The sequence below is a fragment of the Chryseobacterium shigense genome, from assembly GCF_900156575.1.
Lineage (GTDB): Bacteria > Bacteroidota > Bacteroidia > Flavobacteriales > Weeksellaceae > Chryseobacterium > Chryseobacterium shigense.
In genome coordinates, this window is the sequence record NZ_FTNY01000003.1 from 149029 (window position 1) to 164548 (window position 15520).

A 15520-nucleotide genomic window follows, 5' to 3' on the forward strand; every position below is an offset into this window, starting at 1 on the left:
TCCAGCTCTGCTAAAAGCGATAAACAACGGAAACTTTTTATAAGCCAGCTTCTATTCTAGTTTTAATTTAAAAACGGCCTGATCACGCCAATTCTTTTGCTTTTCTTGGAGGATATTGCGCCACCAAATCTGAAATTGCCTTTATGTGATCCGGCGTCGTACCACAGCATCCGCCAATAATATTGATCAATTTTTTCTCAACATATTCCTTGATCTGTCTTGCCATATCCTCCGGTGTCTCATCATACTTCCCGAAAGCATTGGGAAGTCCGGCATTCGGATAAGCAGAAACATAAAAGTCGGAATTATGAGCCAGGGTTTCCAGATAAGGGGTAAGCTGATCTGCTCCCAATGCACAGTTAAATCCTACACTCAATAAGTTCAGGTGTGAAACTGAGATCAGGAAAGCTTCTGCAGTCTGTCCGCTCAGCGTTCTTCCTGAAGCATCGGTAATTGTTCCGGAAACCATGATCGGAATTTTTATATTTCTTTCTTCCTGAAGCTCATCAATGGCAAATAATGCTGCCTTAGCATTCAACGTGTCAAAAATAGTTTCTACCAAAAGGATATCTGAACCTCCGTCCAGCAAAGCTTCGCACTGTTGTTTGTAGGCTACTCTCAATTCTTCAAAGGTGATGGCTCTGTACCCCGGATCATTAACGTCGGGGCTTAAGCTTGCCGTTCTGTTGGTAGGTCCAATGGAACCTGCTACAAACCTTGGTTTATCAGGATTTTGAGCGGTAAATTCATCGCAGACTTTTCTGGCAATTTTTGCTGATTCATAATTCAGTTCATAGACCAGCTCTTCCATGTGGTAATCTGCCATGGCAATGGTAGTTCCTGAAAACGTATTGGTTTCAATAATGTCTGCCCCCGCTTCGAGGTACTTTCTGTGAACTTCTTCGATAGCCTGAGGCTGGGTCAGAGAAAGCAGGTCATTATTTCCTTTCACGGAATGTTCCCAGTCTTTGAAACGTTCTCCTCGATAATCTTCTTCCTCAAATTTATAGCGCTGAAGCATGGTTCCCATAGCACCGTCCAGAACGAGAATTCTCTTTTCCAGTTGAGTATTAAGAGATAAAATCTGAGCGTCTTGTCTACTATTTTTCATTGTCTATTTTCTTATAATAATTGATAAATCCATTGATTAGCTTTTTACATATAAGGATTTTTGAAGTCACTTTGTCAAAATCTGCCCTGGAAATATCGTTCTGGCCTAAGGACCAATCAAGTTGCTTTTCAAGTTTATATAAAGATCCTCCGGCAGTATGCAGATATTGCAATGCATTATCCGATGCTGGTCTCCCGCACTCTTCTGTCCTATTTAAGGAAACGGAAGTAACGGCTCTTCTGATCTGGCTGCTTAAATCACATAATTCCTTTTTAGGGTTTCTTTTAGTGAAGCTGTCTATGAGGACAATCAATTTTTGCCCTTCAATCCAGACTGCCAGCTGTGTATAATCTTTATTCATATCTGTACACGATCAATGATTAATGTTCGATTAATCTAAAGCCTGCTTCAGATCAGCAATGATATCACCTATGTGTTCCAGACCTACTGAGCAGCGTACCAGTCCTGCCGTAATCCCGACTTCATTTCTTTCTTCTTCAGTCAGCTTTGAATGGGTAGTGGATGCCGGATGCGTAACAATAGTCCTTGTATCTCCCAAGTTGGCAGAAAGTGAACACATTTTTATTTTATCAAGGAAATTTCTTCCGCCCTGTATTCCTCCCTTGATTTCAAATGCAACAATATTACCTCCCAGTTTCATCTGCTTTTTTGCGACTTCATAACTCGGGTGGGATTTTAGGAATGGATATTTAGTGAGTTCTACATTGGGGTGACTTTCTAAAAATTCAGCTACCTTCAAAGCATTCTCACAATGTTTTTCTACCCGAATAGCCAACGTCTCAAGACTTTTCGACAATACCCAGGCGTTGAAAGGTGACATGGCAGGTCCGGTATTTCTAGCAAAAAGATAAATCTCCCTGATCAGATCAGCTTTTCCTACGGCTACCCCTCCTAATACTCTACCCTGACCATCAATAAGTTTTGTTGCAGAATGAACAACAACATCTGCACCATATTTAATAGGCTGTTGAAGATAAGGTGTTGCAAAACAGTTATCTACAATAAAAATAAGATTATGTTTTTTTGCAATTTTACCGAAAAACTCAAGATCCAGAATTTCAATAGCCGGATTGGTAGGGGTTTCAAGATATAGGATCTTGGTATTGGGTTTAATGTATTGCTCAACATTGTTAGCATCTTCAGCTTTGAAATAGGTCGTTTCAATATTCCATTTCGGGAAATACTTCGTAAATAAAGTATGGGTAGATCCGAAAACTGACTGACAGCTTACGATATGGTCTCCCGCATCCAGTAAAGTGGCAAATGTGGAATAAATAGCAGCCATTCCTGTTGCAAATGCATATCCCGCTTCTGCCCCTTCCATTGTAACGATCTTATCTGTGAATTCTGTCACATTGGGATTGGAAAAACGGCTGTACAGGTTTTTGGACTTTTCTTCAGCAAAGCTCGCTCTCATATCTTCTGCATCCTGAAAAACAAAACTGGATGTAAGGTATAGCGGTGTAGAATGTTCGTCAAACTGGGTTCTTTCAGTTTGGGTTCTTATGGCGGAGGTTTCAAAATTTTCCATATAGTTTAATTATCAGTGTACCAATGAATCAATATAACAATGTACCAATGATTGCTAGACTGTTACATTGCTATATTGTTACATTATTAATATTATTTAGTTTCACTTACTCTTAAAATATCACCGAAAACACCTCTTGCGGTTACCTGAGCTCCGGCACCGGCTCCCATGATCACAATCGGGTTTTCTCCATAACTTTCTGTATAAATCTCAAAGATGGAATCTGAACCTTTAAGCTGGCCTAAAGCAGAACTTCCCGGTACAGAAACCAGTTTCACATCAAGCTGTCCTTTGTCTTTCTGAAGGTCTCCGTGAAGATCTCCTACATAGCGAAGTACATGTCCGGGCTCCTGCCCTTCTTTGATTTTCTGGTATTCTTCATCCAGCTCATCAAGTCTTGAGATAAATTCATTTTTATCTACAGACAGAAGATTTTCAGGTATTAAATTCTGAATATCGATATCCTGAAATTCATTGATCAGGTCTAACTCTCTAGCGAGAATCAGAAGCTTTCTGGCGACATCATTTCCAGACAGGTCTTCACGAGGATCAGGTTCTGTATATCCTTTTTCCATGGCTTCTCCGATGATGGTTGAAAACTTATCGTTTCTCACAGAAAAATTATTAAAGATATAGCTCAATGAACCGGAAAATACTCCTTTGATCCTGGTGATATTTTCTCCTGAAAGGTGCAATAGTTTTATGGTGTCGATTAATGGAAGACCTGCTCCTACATTGGTTTCATACAGATATCGTCTGTTATTTTTACTCAACGTATATCTTAGTTTACGATATTCCTCGATGGGAAGTGTATTAAAAATTTTATTGGAAGAAACCAGATCAAAACCGTTTTCAGCAAGGGCGTGATAGTTTTTCACAAAATCTTTACTCGCCGTATTATCAACAACAATCAGGTTTTCCAACTGATTTTCTTTTGAGAAGTTGATCAGCTCTTCAACATTGGATGGATGCTGTGCGGTTAAAACCTCATCATTCCAATCTGCAGTAAATCCTTTTTTATTGAAAGCAATTTTTCTTGAATTGGCTACCGCCACTACCTTAAGGTCTATTTTTTTTCGTCTTCTGATGTCTTCTGAAGATCGTAATACCTGTTCTATTAAAGTTTTCCCCACGTTTCCATGACCGATAATTGCGAGATGAACGGTTTTAGGCTTATTGAAAATTTCAGATTCAATAACATTCTTCGTTTTTTCATCCTGTGAGGAAGTCACTACAATATTGACTCTGTTTTCTCCTGCAACCTGGTTTAAGAGAAGGGGGAAAACATTATTTCTGGCCAGCTCTGCCAAAACTTTATTGAAATCTTCCGCTACAAATCCAAGTACGGAAACATTATTGATGCTGTAGATCTGTGAAACTTTTCCTGATTTTCTTTCTGCTTCAAATTCATCAATCAGACAGGCAACTGCTTTTTCGGCATCTGCCTCATTGACCAGGATAGAAAGCCCGTTTTCAATAGCCTGTTGGGAAATTACCCCTACACTGATACGCGCTAAGGTAAGAGCCTTAAAAATTCTTCCATCGATCCCGATTTCGCCTAAGAAATCTTCTCCTTCAAACTTGATGATTGATCTGTTTTTTAAAAACTTAATCTCTTTCGCATTTTTCATCTGTTTCTAATTTTTTGTTTGTCATTGTCAGATAAAATTTCGCCTGCGCGTCATTTCATTCTACAAAATATTATTTATGATATTATTTAATTGTTCGTATTCCATTAAGAAGGCATCATGGCCATGAATAGACTGTATCTCATGATAGAAAACATTTTTCTTTTTCTCCTTCAGCTTTTCAAAGCACATTCGAATTTCTGAGGCGGGAAAGAATAAATCTGTATCTACAGCGATCAGGTGCATTCGTGCTCCGATTTTTTGCAGTTGATCTTCGGGAGTATTAAGATTCATCAGCAGATGATTCATCAGCTTATAAGACTCTAAACTAAACCTTTCGTTTAATGAATTGCCGTGATAAACAAGCCAGTCTTCTGACTCTAACCGATGATTTTCCTGATGAAATCTGTTTTGAAATCTGTCATTTAAAGACTGGGGAGTTCTGTAACACAGCATAGCATGAATCCTTGCTTTTTGCAGAGGTTCGTCATTTCCGTTCAGCAAAAATTTCTGAACCAGACACTGTGCGTGAAGCCAGTCATGTGTTTTAAAATCGCAGGCAATGGGGATGAATATCTCGGCGAGCTGTGGCTGTCTGGAAAGCATCTCCCAGGCAATCCCTCCTCCGAGAGAGCCTCCAATAATGGCATATATGTTTTTGATATGTAAAGCTTCGAGCCCTTTCAAAAATATTTGAGCAATATCTGAAGGGGTGAAGTCTTCGTATTCGTCAATTAAAAAATGATCATATCCGTTTCCGGGGATATTGAAACAAAGAACAGTGTACTTGTTCGTATCGATCACCTGATTTTCACCGATCAATTGTTTCCACCATCCTTTCTCTCCGGATACATTTGAATTTCCGGTTAAGGCGTGATTAACCAATATAAGAGGTGCGGTAAACAGGTCTTTCCCGAAGATCTGATAGGTCAACGGGATATGGTATTCCTTTTGGGAATAAGTTTGATACGAAAGATGTATATAGTTTAGTTCTGTTTTCAATTCTATTATTATTTTAATACAATTGAAAATGCCACAGGAAATGGCTGAAAAGAACTTCAGTAAGTTATCTGTCCAAAATAAATTGGTAGAACGTAGCACCTTCTTTGCTTGCACAAAGGGTTGCTAAGGTTTCATAGGGTCTAATCCCTCAACCTTTCTTGATAACATTTTCAATATTTGAATGAACGCTCTGCAAAGGTAAGTCTTTTCTTTTTAATTTTTCAAAAAAAAATATTTAATATTAAAAAATCCTGTAATGATAAGTGTTTCAAGGCTATGTTAAGAATTCTTCAGATGAAAGGAATTGGAATTATTTTTCAAAAAAACTACCTTCGTATTGAAAAAAGTGATGAAATATGATTGTTGAAAAAGAAAGATTACAAGATTCCAAATGGAAAAACTGGGGTCCGTACGTAAGCAACCGGCAATGGGGAAATGTACGTGAAGACTACAGCCCGAACGGAAATGCATGGCATTACGCCAACCATAATAATGCAGAAAGCTATGCCTACAGATGGGGAGAAGAAGGCATCGCCGGAATCTCTGATGTGAAACAGATTTTCTGTTTTGCATTTTCATTCTGGAACAAAAAAGATAAAATAGTAAAGGAACGTTTCTTCGGGCTGAGTAATCCTCAGGGAAACCACGGGGAGGATATTAAAGAGATCTTTTATTACCTGGATAATACGCCCACTCATAGTTATATGAAAATGGTGTACAAATATCCGATCAATGCATTTCCATATGATGATCTGGTGGCTGAAAATGGCAGACGAAGCAAAAAGGAACCTGAATACGAGATTTTTGATACGGGAATTTTTGACAATGATGAATATTTTGATATTTTCATTGAATACTGTAAAGCGGACCACAATGATATTCTGGCAAGAGTAACGGTTCATAACAGAAGCAAACAAGATGCTCCTATTGTAATAGCACCGACTGCGTGGTTCAGAAACAACTGGAAATGGGGCTACAATACGTATAAAGGACAGATGAATGCTTCGTACGACGGATGTATTGATATTAACCATGACAGCATTTCGATCAAAAAAATCTATTCAAGAAATCTGGCCGCGAAGAGTGCTTTTTGTGAAAACGAAACCAATGCCCCTAAATTGTATGGAGCACCTTATACCGGAAATACGTACTTCAAGGACGGAATCAATGACCATATTGTGTATGGAAGTAATACCGTAAATCCGGAAAAACGAGGAAGTAAGGGTTCTTTTATTATTGATGATCTTATTGAAGCGGGACAATCCAAAACTTTTGATTTCAGGTTATGTCCTGAGGAAATTGACGTTCCTTTTGATCAGTTTGATGAAATCTTTGCTAAAAGAATTGCTGAGACCAACGAGTTTTATCAGGAGATTCAGAGTGAAACAACGAATGAAGATGAAATGAATGTACAGAGACAGGCTTTTGCAGGACTTCTCTGGAATAAACAGTTCTATCATTACAATGTAGGAAAATGGCTGAAAGGCGATCCCAATCATAATGCTCCGAGAAATTTCAATGACTATGTAAGAAATACGGAATGGAATCACCTTCACAATAAGGATATTATTTCGATGCCTGATAAATGGGAGTATCCATGGTACGCCACCTGGGATCTCGCATTTCACTGTGTTCCTTTTTCTATCATCGATGCTGAATTTGCCAAAGGCCAGCTTCTTCTTTTGACCAAGGAATGGTATATGCATCCGAATGGACAGCTTCCTGCTTATGAGTGGAATCTAAGCGATGTGAATCCGCCGGTACATGCCTGGTCCTGCTTCAGGGTTTTTAAAATTGATGAAAAACAAAATGGTAAACCCGATCTTTTATTTCTTGAGAAAGTTTTCCAGAAACTTCTCCTGAATTTCACCTGGTGGGTCAACAGGAAGGACCAGAGCGGAAATAATATTTTTGGTGGTGGTTTCCTGGGATTGGATAATATCGGGGCTTTTGACCGGAATATGGAACTGAAGGACGGACAGCATCTGGAACAGGCAGACGGAACGAGCTGGATGGCAATGTACGCTCTTAATATGATGCGGATAGCGATGGAACTTGCGCAGTATTATCAGGTGTATGAAGATATGGCCATTAAGTTCTTTGAGCATTATCTGTATATCGCGGAAGCGATGGAAAATTTAGGGGATGGCAAAGAAGGCTTATGGAATGAGGAAGATGGCTTTTTCTATGATGTGTTGCAGCTCGGTAATGGTGAAAGTGTTTCTTTAAAATTAAGAAGTATTGTAGGGCTGATCCCGATGTTTGCTGTAGAAATCATCGATCACAAATTATTGGACAAGATGCCTAATTTCCAGGCAAGAATGGAATGGGTATTAAAAAATAAACCTGAGCTTACGAAACTGGTTTCGCACTGGGATGAGGAAGGACAAGGCAGAAAACACCTGATGAGTATCCTGCGTAAAAACCGACTGACCAAGGTTTTAAGGAGAATGCTGGACGAGAATGAATTTTTAAGTTCGTATGGAATTCGTGCGATGTCAAAAGTCTATGAGGAAAATCCGTTTGTATTTTCAGTTCACGGTACAGAAAATGTGGTCTACTACACTCCTGCCGAAAGTGACAGCCGTATGTTTGGGGGCAACAGCAACTGGCGTGGCCCGATCTGGTTCCCTATCAATTTCCTGATTGTGGAAAGTTTACAGCGTTTTCATTTTTACTATGGCAACAGCTTAAAAGTGGAATTCCCAACGGGAAGTGGTGAAAAGAAAAATCTGGATGAAGTGGCACAGAATATCAGCAAAAGACTCTGCTCTTTATTTTTAAAGGATGAAGACGGACAGCGCCCTTTCAACGGCGGAAATGCCAAGTTCAATTATGATGAACATTTTAAGGATTACATTACGTTTTTTGAATATTTCCACGGGGATAATGGCCGCGGTGTAGGAGCTTCCCATCAGACCGGATGGACGGCAACAGTAGCCAAGCTTATGAAACCCAGATTAACGGTATAAAATACAGAGGCCGGCCCAAATGGGCCGGCCTCTTATTATCAATTCAAAAGATTAAACTTTCTCTCCGTTGACAAGAACTTCATATCCAATCTCTACATTCGGCTCTAAAGTTTTTGATACGGAACAATATTTTTCAAAAGACAGCTCTGCTGCTTTCTGTGCTTTTTTAGGATCTATATTTCCCTCAAGAAGAAATCTTACTTTAATGGATTTAAAAGGTTTTGCATCGTCTACAGGAACTCTTTCTCCTTCTACTTCAGCTTTAAAACCTGTAATTTCCTGACGTTGTTTTTTCAGGATAGCGACTACATCTATTCCACTGCAACCTGCAACGGCCATCAGTACACTTTCCATTGGAGAAACGCCTTTAGCTCCCGGCTGTGAGGTATTATCCAAAAGGATTGAATTTCCCTGGGAATTGGTACATTCAAATAAAAAATCGTCGTTGATTCTGTTTAGGGTTATTTTCATTTCAAATTTTATTGTAAGATTTTTGGGCTCTGCTCAGAATTTCAGAAGCCATTGGATTTATTAGAATACAAAATTATAAAATTCCTCTCGCTTTTATCTCAAGATATTTATTGATAACGTCAATATTTAAATTCTCTGGCAGAGTATACACCGTGTAGATCCCATATTTTCTAAGCTCCTGGATAATAAGTTTTTTTTCAAACTCAAATTTTTCAGCAACAATCTCATCATAAATTTCCTGCATATTTTCAGGGTTTTTATGAATCAGGGTCTGCAGTTCTGAGTTTTTGAAAAAGATAACGACCAAAAGATGGTTTTTGGCAATCCCCCGAAGATATTTCAGTTGTCGGTTTAATCCGTCCAATGTTTCAAAATTGGTAAAAAGCAAGACAAGACTCCTTTGGTTCAGAGAATATTTTACATCCTGATAAAGGCGGTTAAAATCACTTTCAAAAAAGTCGGTTTTAATATTATAAAGAGCTTCCGAGATCTTTCTCAGCTGTCCTGATTTATTTTCAGCAGCAATTTTATTCTCAGTCTTTTTAGAAAACGTCATCATTCCTGCGCGATCCCCCTTCTTCAGGATAATATGGGACAGGGCCATTGCGGCATTGATGGAATAATCGAGCAGGCTCAGCCCATTGAAAGGCATTTTCATGGTCCTTCCTTTATCGATCAGAATAAAGATCCGTTGTGATTTCTCATCCTGAAACTGATTCACCATCAATCGGTTGGTCTTAGAGGTAGCTTTCCAGTTGATGGTTCTGATATCATCTCCGGGAACATATTCTTTGATTTGTTCAAATTCCATGGTATGTCCCAGTTTTCTGATCTTTTTGATTCCACCGAGCATAAATTCACTCTGCAATGCCATCAATTCATATTTTCTAAGATGTACGAAGGATGGATACGCGGGCAACATAGCGTCTTTCTGGAAATTAAACCGTCTGGATACAAATCCCAGTGGTGAAGATGCATATACATTAAGGTTTCCAAAGCTGTACTCTCCTCTTTCTTTCGGCTCAAGGCTGTACTGGAAATAGGTATTTCTACCGGATTCAATATCTTTTGTAATTAAAAAATCTCTCTTCTGGAACTGGAATGGAATTTCATCAATAATCCTGGTACTGATTTTAAAGCTATAATTGTTTTTAATATCAATTTTTACAAAATTTTCATCTCCATTGGATAGTTTTTCCGGCAGTATTCTTTGGGCAAGTAGTGCATTCTTTTGATTAAACAATAAAAGATAATCTACCATGGCAGCAAGAAAACAGATCAGCAAAAGCAGGTGAGCCGCCCACATCAGAACCGGAAAGAAAAATGCAAGGACGTACACCATCCCCACTCCTATGAGCGAAAAGAAAAATCGTGTATTGATGTATAGGTTTTTCATTTTTTTAGGTAATAGATTGACGGTAGCAGCTTGCAGGTGCTATGTTAAACTTATTGTAGGGAGTTTATTAAACCATTCAGCATTTTTGAAATTTCTATGATTGCATTATTTAATTTTTGATAATTGTCCTGATTTTCATCTTCCGGAAAAGATTCTGTACTTTTATAAATTCCTGTAACAAAACCTATTGCTTTCTGTCAAACCAGAAATTCCTTAAAATTTGTCCTATATAAACTTTAATTAAACTCATTGAAGAATATGGTACGACCACTATCCACTGCGGCCTGATATCTAATATCTGCAACCTATCTAGGAATCTCTATTCCCTCTAAGATCTGACGTATAATTTCATCGGCAGTCAAGCCTTCCATTTCTCTTTCCGGAGAGACGATTACTCGGTGTCTCAATACAGCGTAACTTGCTTCTTTAATATCTTCGGGGGTTACAAAGTCTCTTCCTCTCATCGCCGCAAAAGCTTTAGACGCTGTAAGAAGTGCCAATGATGCTCTTGGAGAAGCTCCGAGATATAAGAATTGGTTTTCTCTGGTATTGACTATAATTTTGGCAATATATTCCATCAGCTGAGCCTCTACAACAATTTCTTTTACCAGATTCTGATAACTTTTCAATTGTCCGGCCGTAATAACACGATTTACGCCCTCTGTCTTATCTTCTTTCCGGCTTTCGTGCTGATTTCTTATGATCGCTATTTCCTGTTCAAGATTCGGATACCCTACATTGATTTTGAATAGAAAACGATCCAGCTGTGCTTCAGGCAGTCTGTAAGTTCCTTCATGCTCTATCGGGTTTTGGGTCGCTACGACCAGGAAAGGTTCGTCCATAATATAACGGACTCCATCCATGGTGATCTGCCTTTCTTCCATTACCTCAAACAAAGCCGCCTGAGTTTTGGCAGGAGATCTGTTGATCTCATCAATTAATATAAAGCTTGAAAATATAGGTCCTTTTTTAAATTCAAATTCAGAGTTTTTCACATTGAAAACAGAGGTTCCCAAAATATCCGAAGGCATAAGATCCGGTGTAAACTGAATCCTGCTGAAACCCACATCAATGGTCTTTGCCAAAAGTTTAGCCGTAATGGTTTTTGCCACTCCGGGAACCCCTTCGATCAGGACATGCCCGTTTGACAGAAGGGCAGCAATAAGATGCTCGATCATACTTTCCTGCCCGACAATTACTTTGGCTATTTCAGCTTTTACTTTTTCTAAACTGGCACGAAGCTCGATCATATCAATTCTCGACTGAAACTGATCTTCTCCTTTATTTAGATTTATAGAACTTTCGTTTTCTACATTTTGATTTTCATGGTTTTCCATACTTTTCTATCTGTGGTTTTTTAGTCTATTGTCTGTCTAATCATCGGACTTCATCCGATGTTTTGTTAAATCGTCCTGTTGGGACTCATTCTTTTTAATCTACCAATGTATCAGTCTGGTAATTTACCAGTATTCATTGTTACATTACTTTAAAATCTCATCAAGAAGCTTATTCAATCTTGTGAGGTCTTCTTTCATTACGTTGGCATATGGATCCTGTCCTTTTCTGATCAGGACTATTGCTTCATTGATCATTTCAATGTTTTTCCCTGTCTTTAGCTGAAGTTTTTTAGCAAATTCAGCATCGAGATTTTGGGTATCGATCAAAAGATCCATTCTTACTTTATTCAGGAAATATTGGGCTTTTTTGGCCATCATATCATGAAAATCGCCTTCCTGAAGATAAAGATTTCCAATGCTTTTCACAAAATCTACCGAAGTATTTCTCAGTGGCTCTAAAACAGGGACTACCCGCTGCTTTCTTTTGGCATTAAAGAAAATAAACAGTAGAAGACCTCCCAAAAATAACCACCAGGCATATTTCAGTGCCGGATTGGAGAGGACAAATCTCATAAAGAAGCGCGAAACTTTGGTGTCGTTTTCTACAAACCAGATCGTTTCTCTGTCCTGAAGATAGGAAAATACATCCTGTGCATATTTGATATTACCAGGCTTCAGGAGATAATAGTTGGTAAGAAAAAGCGGTTCACTATGGGCATAGATCGTCCCTTTTCCAAATTGAACCTTGATAAAATTAGCCTGATCTGAATTATTTTTCTCTACTGTTTTTCCCAGTACTTCCACTTTAGGCTTAATGTATGAAAATCCCCTACCTGACGGAAATTTATCTAATTTAATAAAATCATTCTGATATTTTTTATCGGTGAGTTTTAGCACATTTTCCTCTTCAAAAGAAATATCCGAGCTATGGTATCCTATACTGTCTGAAATATCTTTAGAAATATGGCTTACCAAAATCATAGCGTCTGAACCGTTTGACACCTGATCCAGGATTTTTTTCCAGGACTCTTTGTCGAGCTCCTTTTCAATGACGATGATATTGTGTACTCCTTTTTTGTGCTGAGTATAATAGTCGTAAGGGGTCTGTTCTATTTTTTTCAGATTATTTTTAAACAGATCTTTCGCTTCATTATTAAAAACAAACAGACCGAAAGGAGACTTTTCATTGATATTAAAATTCTTACGCCAGTTTGTTGTTTCTTTTTTATTGACTTCAAGCAACGCCAGAATAACCATCACAACGATGAATATTACAGCATATATTTTGAAGGTTTTTTTCATGATAAATGATTTAATTACAGTTTAAAGGACTGATACTGATTTTTAAATTTCTGATAACTCTGTTCGCCAATGCTGAATTCGCCGTACCAAACATAGTCGAAAATATAGGAAAGTCTTGCAAATTCTTCTTTAAGGCCTAAGTTTTTCAGTTCTGCAGCATAATCTTTATTTGTTTTTTCGGGATTCCAGTTGATCTGTTTTTTATCACTCAGTTTTTTAAGGATAAACAGGAACTGGTAGCGGATGGCTGAACGGTAATCTCCTTCTCGCTCAAATTTCGCAATGCTTTCAGGAAAATTAATCTCATGGATATTTTCATGAAGCTCTTCTGCATTGATATTTATTTTTTTATTTTTCTTTCCAAAAAAGAGGTTTCCATCTTTGCCCATCAGGAATTTAATGATAAAATAAAGAAGAAATCCTACCAGAATAATTGCAAAAAGGCGGATAAGGATGGTTGTAATTTTAGCCGAATTGGTAAAGACCGTTTCCCCAAAAATACTCTGAAGGATCTTGTCGATCTTCCTCATTAATTTCTGGAAAAAGGATTCTCTCGGCCTAGATATCGAATAATCAAATTCGTTTCCTTTATATCTGGACTTGATATTTTCTTTGAACTTTTTAGGATAGACTGTATTTTCTGAAACAGGTTTCAGAATCAGTACGGAATCTGCACGGAGCATATTCCGGTAATGTCCGGTTCCCAGAGAATCTACAATATAATCTTCTACTGTATCATCTCCATCGTTATCCTGTGCATGAACAGGACCAATGGAGAAAAAGATCAACAGAAAAAGAAGTAATTTATTCATTGATACCGATAGTTTCTATTTCTTCAAGTTCAACTTTCTGATGAAGATCTGTTCTGCTGTCGTAATACATCAGACCTGCATTGATAAACATAAGATTGGAAAGGAATAACGATGCAAGCATTGAAATTCCATAAAATACAAAGAAAATAATTCCGGCAGTTCCGGCAAAAGGATTCTCCTCAAAATTTCCGTCAGGTGTTGAAGTAAGGACCGATCCGTACACAAAAACCATAGGAACCATTGTAAATACCAGACTCACCACATACAAAATAAAAAACATGATGATGGAGGCTCCCCAGTATTTCCAGTACGGAGATTTTTCATTTCCGTTCGGGTAAGAAAACTGAGATCTTATGGAATAACTCAGGCTTTCTATAAAGCCTCTTTTGGTGTTAAAATAATCGTACATCAAAAATGCCGAAACATTAAACGCCGTTGGATAAACCAGCAGAATCAGGAAAAACCCGATAATGATCAGCAGCAGCACATAAGAAAATCCTACGATGATCATGGTGACCGGAAATACAATAAACAGCATTCCGATACACATCTTAAAAATTCTTCCTGCATTTTTTTTAAAATCACCTAAGATTTCATCTGTCTTGATCTTTTGAGCACCTTCAGCGATCCTTTTCATATAAAAAACAGGATACAGATAATTGACAATTGCCAGAAGAATAAAAAGGACAAAAACCAAAATTCCCGCGAAAATCAGCATTCCTGAGTTATCTGCAAAATATCTTTCAAAGTAATAGCTTTCCCCACTCATATTGGAACCGGCAAGCTGTCCGAAAATCTCTTTAAATCCAAAGATCATGACAGCAATTGTTAAAATTAATAACAATCCGTTGATCAGGATATAATTTTTAAAATAATTTTTTCCGTAAAGTTTGAGGAAATTAAAACTATCACTGATGAAAGCTCCAAATTCTCTTTTTTTATAAAACTGCATCATGGTTGTGATTATTCGTTTTTTGATGAACCACTGCAGGATAAATAAAATAGTAAAATCCTATAATGGTCAGTGAACTGATGATTATCGCTAAATTAACGACCAGTGGCATTCTTAAAGCATGTCTTGTTACATAGCCCTCAATAATTCCGGCACAGATGGTAAAAGGAATGGTACTGAGAAAGATTTTAAAAGAATCTTTAAAACCCGTTTTAAAAGAATTAAACCTTGACAATGTTCTTGGAAACAGGATACTTGCTCCCAGAATAAGTCCGCACATAGCCTCCACAACCATCGCAAAGATCTCAAAAACACCATGCAGCCAGATTCCTCTTGCACTGTCTTTCAAGGCTCCGTAATCATAGAAAAAATATTGGAAAGAACCGAGCATAACACTGTTGGAAAGAAGGGCAAACAAGGTTCCTACCCCTGCCGTAATTCCATAAATATACAGTTTGGCTCCTACTCCGATATTATTGAAAATAATCCCGATGGTACTTCCCCAGGTAGATCCACTCTGGTAAACGCCTACTGCATTTCCTTTTTTAATATTTTCTATGGTTTCGTTGACATAATTTTCTCCCAGAATGATATTCGCAAAGTCTTTATCGTAAGCTGCGGAAAGTACACCTATTGAAGTAAACAGAATGAAAAACAGAAAGGCATACATAAGATATCTCCTGTACTGATAAACCAGCAGGGGAACTTCCGTTTTGAAGAAATAGAGCAGTCTGTTCTCCTCTACTCTTTTGGTCTTATAAATCTTCTGAAATATCTGCGAAGACAAATGATTCAGGTATACCGTAGTATTGCTTTTGGGATAATAGGTCTGCGCAAATGAAAGATCATTGATCAGGTTGATGTACAACGAAGACAGGTCATCAGGATTTTTTTTTATTTTCCCTTGAATAACCTGTTCAATTCCCAACCATTTTTCTTTATTTTGTTTAATGAAATAAACTTCTCTCATAATTGTAAGGCTAAA

Annotated in this window: 13 protein-coding genes and 1 riboswitch; of the genes, 1 reads left to right on the plus strand and 12 read right to left on the minus strand. The window is 37.9% G+C overall.

Annotated features, from left to right (window positions below; all coding sequences use genetic code 11):
• Positions 1 to 82 precede the first annotated feature (82 nt).
• The 5 genes from BW964_RS10170 to BW964_RS22725 form a co-directional block, all read right to left on the minus strand.
• The gene (locus BW964_RS10170; RefSeq protein WP_076506964.1) at positions 83 to 1111 is read right to left on the minus strand and encodes a homocysteine S-methyltransferase family protein; all 1029 of its coding nucleotides are present in this window, start codon (positions 1109 to 1111) and stop codon (positions 83 to 85) included.
• Entirely contained in the window at positions 1101 to 1472 is a 372-nt protein-coding gene (locus BW964_RS10175; RefSeq protein ID WP_076506965.1) for a four helix bundle protein, read from the minus strand. Before BW964_RS10175 ends, BW964_RS10170 begins: the two co-directional genes overlap by 11 nt.
• 30 nt (positions 1473 to 1502) lie before the next feature.
• The gene (locus tag BW964_RS10180) at positions 1503 to 2663 is read right to left on the minus strand and encodes an O-succinylhomoserine sulfhydrylase (RefSeq protein WP_076506967.1); all 1161 of its coding nucleotides are present in this window, start codon (positions 2661 to 2663) and stop codon (positions 1503 to 1505) included.
• Between the two features lie 92 nt (positions 2664 to 2755).
• Complete coding sequence (locus BW964_RS22720) at positions 2756 to 4294, minus strand: ACT domain-containing protein (protein WP_104669471.1); 1539 nt, start codon at positions 4292 to 4294, stop codon at positions 2756 to 2758.
• A gap of 60 nt (positions 4295 to 4354) precedes the next feature.
• Complete coding sequence (locus tag BW964_RS22725; RefSeq protein ID WP_104669470.1) at positions 4355 to 5293, minus strand: alpha/beta fold hydrolase; 939 nt, start codon at positions 5291 to 5293, stop codon at positions 4355 to 4357.
• Positions 5294 to 5354: 61 nt separating this feature from the next.
• Positions 5355 to 5461: riboswitch (SAM riboswitch) on the minus strand.
• Positions 5462 to 5649: 188 nt separating this feature from the next.
• Here BW964_RS22725 and BW964_RS10195 point away from each other — a divergent pair.
• Positions 5650 to 8265, plus strand: a complete 2616-nt coding sequence (locus BW964_RS10195) for an MGH1-like glycoside hydrolase domain-containing protein (protein ID WP_076506970.1) — start codon at positions 5650 to 5652, stop codon at positions 8263 to 8265.
• Between the two features lie 51 nt (positions 8266 to 8316).
• On the opposite strand, the gene BW964_RS10200 is transcribed toward BW964_RS10195, so the two are convergent.
• The 7 genes from BW964_RS10200 to BW964_RS10230 form a co-directional block, all read right to left on the minus strand.
• Positions 8317 to 8736, minus strand: a complete 420-nt coding sequence (locus BW964_RS10200) for an OsmC family protein (RefSeq protein WP_076506972.1) — start codon at positions 8734 to 8736, stop codon at positions 8317 to 8319.
• A 73-nt stretch (positions 8737 to 8809) separates the two neighbouring features.
• The gene (locus BW964_RS10205; protein ID WP_076506973.1) at positions 8810 to 10132 is read right to left on the minus strand and encodes a DUF58 domain-containing protein; all 1323 of its coding nucleotides are present in this window, start codon (positions 10130 to 10132) and stop codon (positions 8810 to 8812) included.
• Between the two features lie 305 nt (positions 10133 to 10437).
• Positions 10438 to 11469, minus strand: a complete 1032-nt coding sequence (locus BW964_RS10210) for an AAA family ATPase (RefSeq protein ID WP_076506975.1) — start codon at positions 11467 to 11469, stop codon at positions 10438 to 10440.
• A gap of 144 nt (positions 11470 to 11613) precedes the next feature.
• Positions 11614 to 12771 (minus strand): DUF4350 domain-containing protein, encoded by a 1158-nt coding sequence (locus BW964_RS10215; RefSeq protein WP_076506977.1) that lies wholly within the window; start codon positions 12769 to 12771, stop codon positions 11614 to 11616.
• A 14-nt stretch (positions 12772 to 12785) separates the two neighbouring features.
• On the minus strand, positions 12786 to 13583 hold the full coding sequence (locus tag BW964_RS10220; RefSeq protein WP_076506978.1) for a DUF4129 domain-containing protein: 798 nt from the start codon (positions 13581 to 13583) through the stop codon (positions 12786 to 12788).
• Complete coding sequence (locus BW964_RS10225) at positions 13576 to 14538, minus strand: DUF4013 domain-containing protein (protein ID WP_076506980.1); 963 nt, start codon at positions 14536 to 14538, stop codon at positions 13576 to 13578. The genes BW964_RS10220 and BW964_RS10225 overlap by 8 nt, the downstream gene beginning before the upstream one ends.
• A complete protein-coding gene (locus BW964_RS10230; RefSeq protein WP_076506981.1) occupies positions 14522 to 15505 on the minus strand; it encodes a stage II sporulation protein M in 984 nt (327 codons plus the stop codon). The genes BW964_RS10225 and BW964_RS10230 overlap by 17 nt, the downstream gene beginning before the upstream one ends.
• Positions 15506 to 15520 lie beyond the last annotated feature (15 nt).

Bases quoted from the DNA above. Each gene is read 5' to 3' on its own strand.
- BW964_RS10170 (WP_076506964.1), bottom strand. From the start codon at position 1,111: ATGAAAAATAGTAGACAAGACGCTCAGATTTTATCTCTTAATACTCAA.
- BW964_RS10175 (WP_076506965.1), bottom strand. From the start codon at position 1,472: ATGAATAAAGATTATACACAGCTGGCAGTCTGGATTGAAGGGCAAAAA.
- BW964_RS10180 (WP_076506967.1), bottom strand. From the start codon at position 2,663: ATGGAAAATTTTGAAACCTCCGCCATAAGAACCCAAACTGAAAGAACC.
- BW964_RS22720 (WP_104669471.1), bottom strand. From the start codon at position 4,294: ATGAAAAATGCGAAAGAGATTAAGTTTTTAAAAAACAGATCAATCATC.
- BW964_RS10195 (WP_076506970.1), top strand. From the start codon at position 5,650: ATGATTGTTGAAAAAGAAAGATTACAAGATTCCAAATGGAAAAACTGG.
- BW964_RS10200 (WP_076506972.1), bottom strand. From the start codon at position 8,736: ATGAAAATAACCCTAAACAGAATCAACGACGATTTTTTATTTGAATGT.
- BW964_RS10205 (WP_076506973.1), bottom strand. From the start codon at position 10,132: ATGAAAAACCTATACATCAATACACGATTTTTCTTTTCGCTCATAGGA.
- BW964_RS10210 (WP_076506975.1), bottom strand. From the start codon at position 11,469: ATGGAAAACCATGAAAATCAAAATGTAGAAAACGAAAGTTCTATAAAT.
- BW964_RS10215 (WP_076506977.1), bottom strand. From the start codon at position 12,771: ATGAAAAAAACCTTCAAAATATATGCTGTAATATTCATCGTTGTGATG.
- BW964_RS10220 (WP_076506978.1), bottom strand. From the start codon at position 13,583: ATGAATAAATTACTTCTTTTTCTGTTGATCTTTTTCTCCATTGGTCCT.
- BW964_RS10225 (WP_076506980.1), bottom strand. From the start codon at position 14,538: ATGATGCAGTTTTATAAAAAAAGAGAATTTGGAGCTTTCATCAGTGAT.
- BW964_RS10230 (WP_076506981.1), bottom strand. From the start codon at position 15,505: ATGAGAGAAGTTTATTTCATTAAACAAAATAAAGAAAAATGGTTGGGA.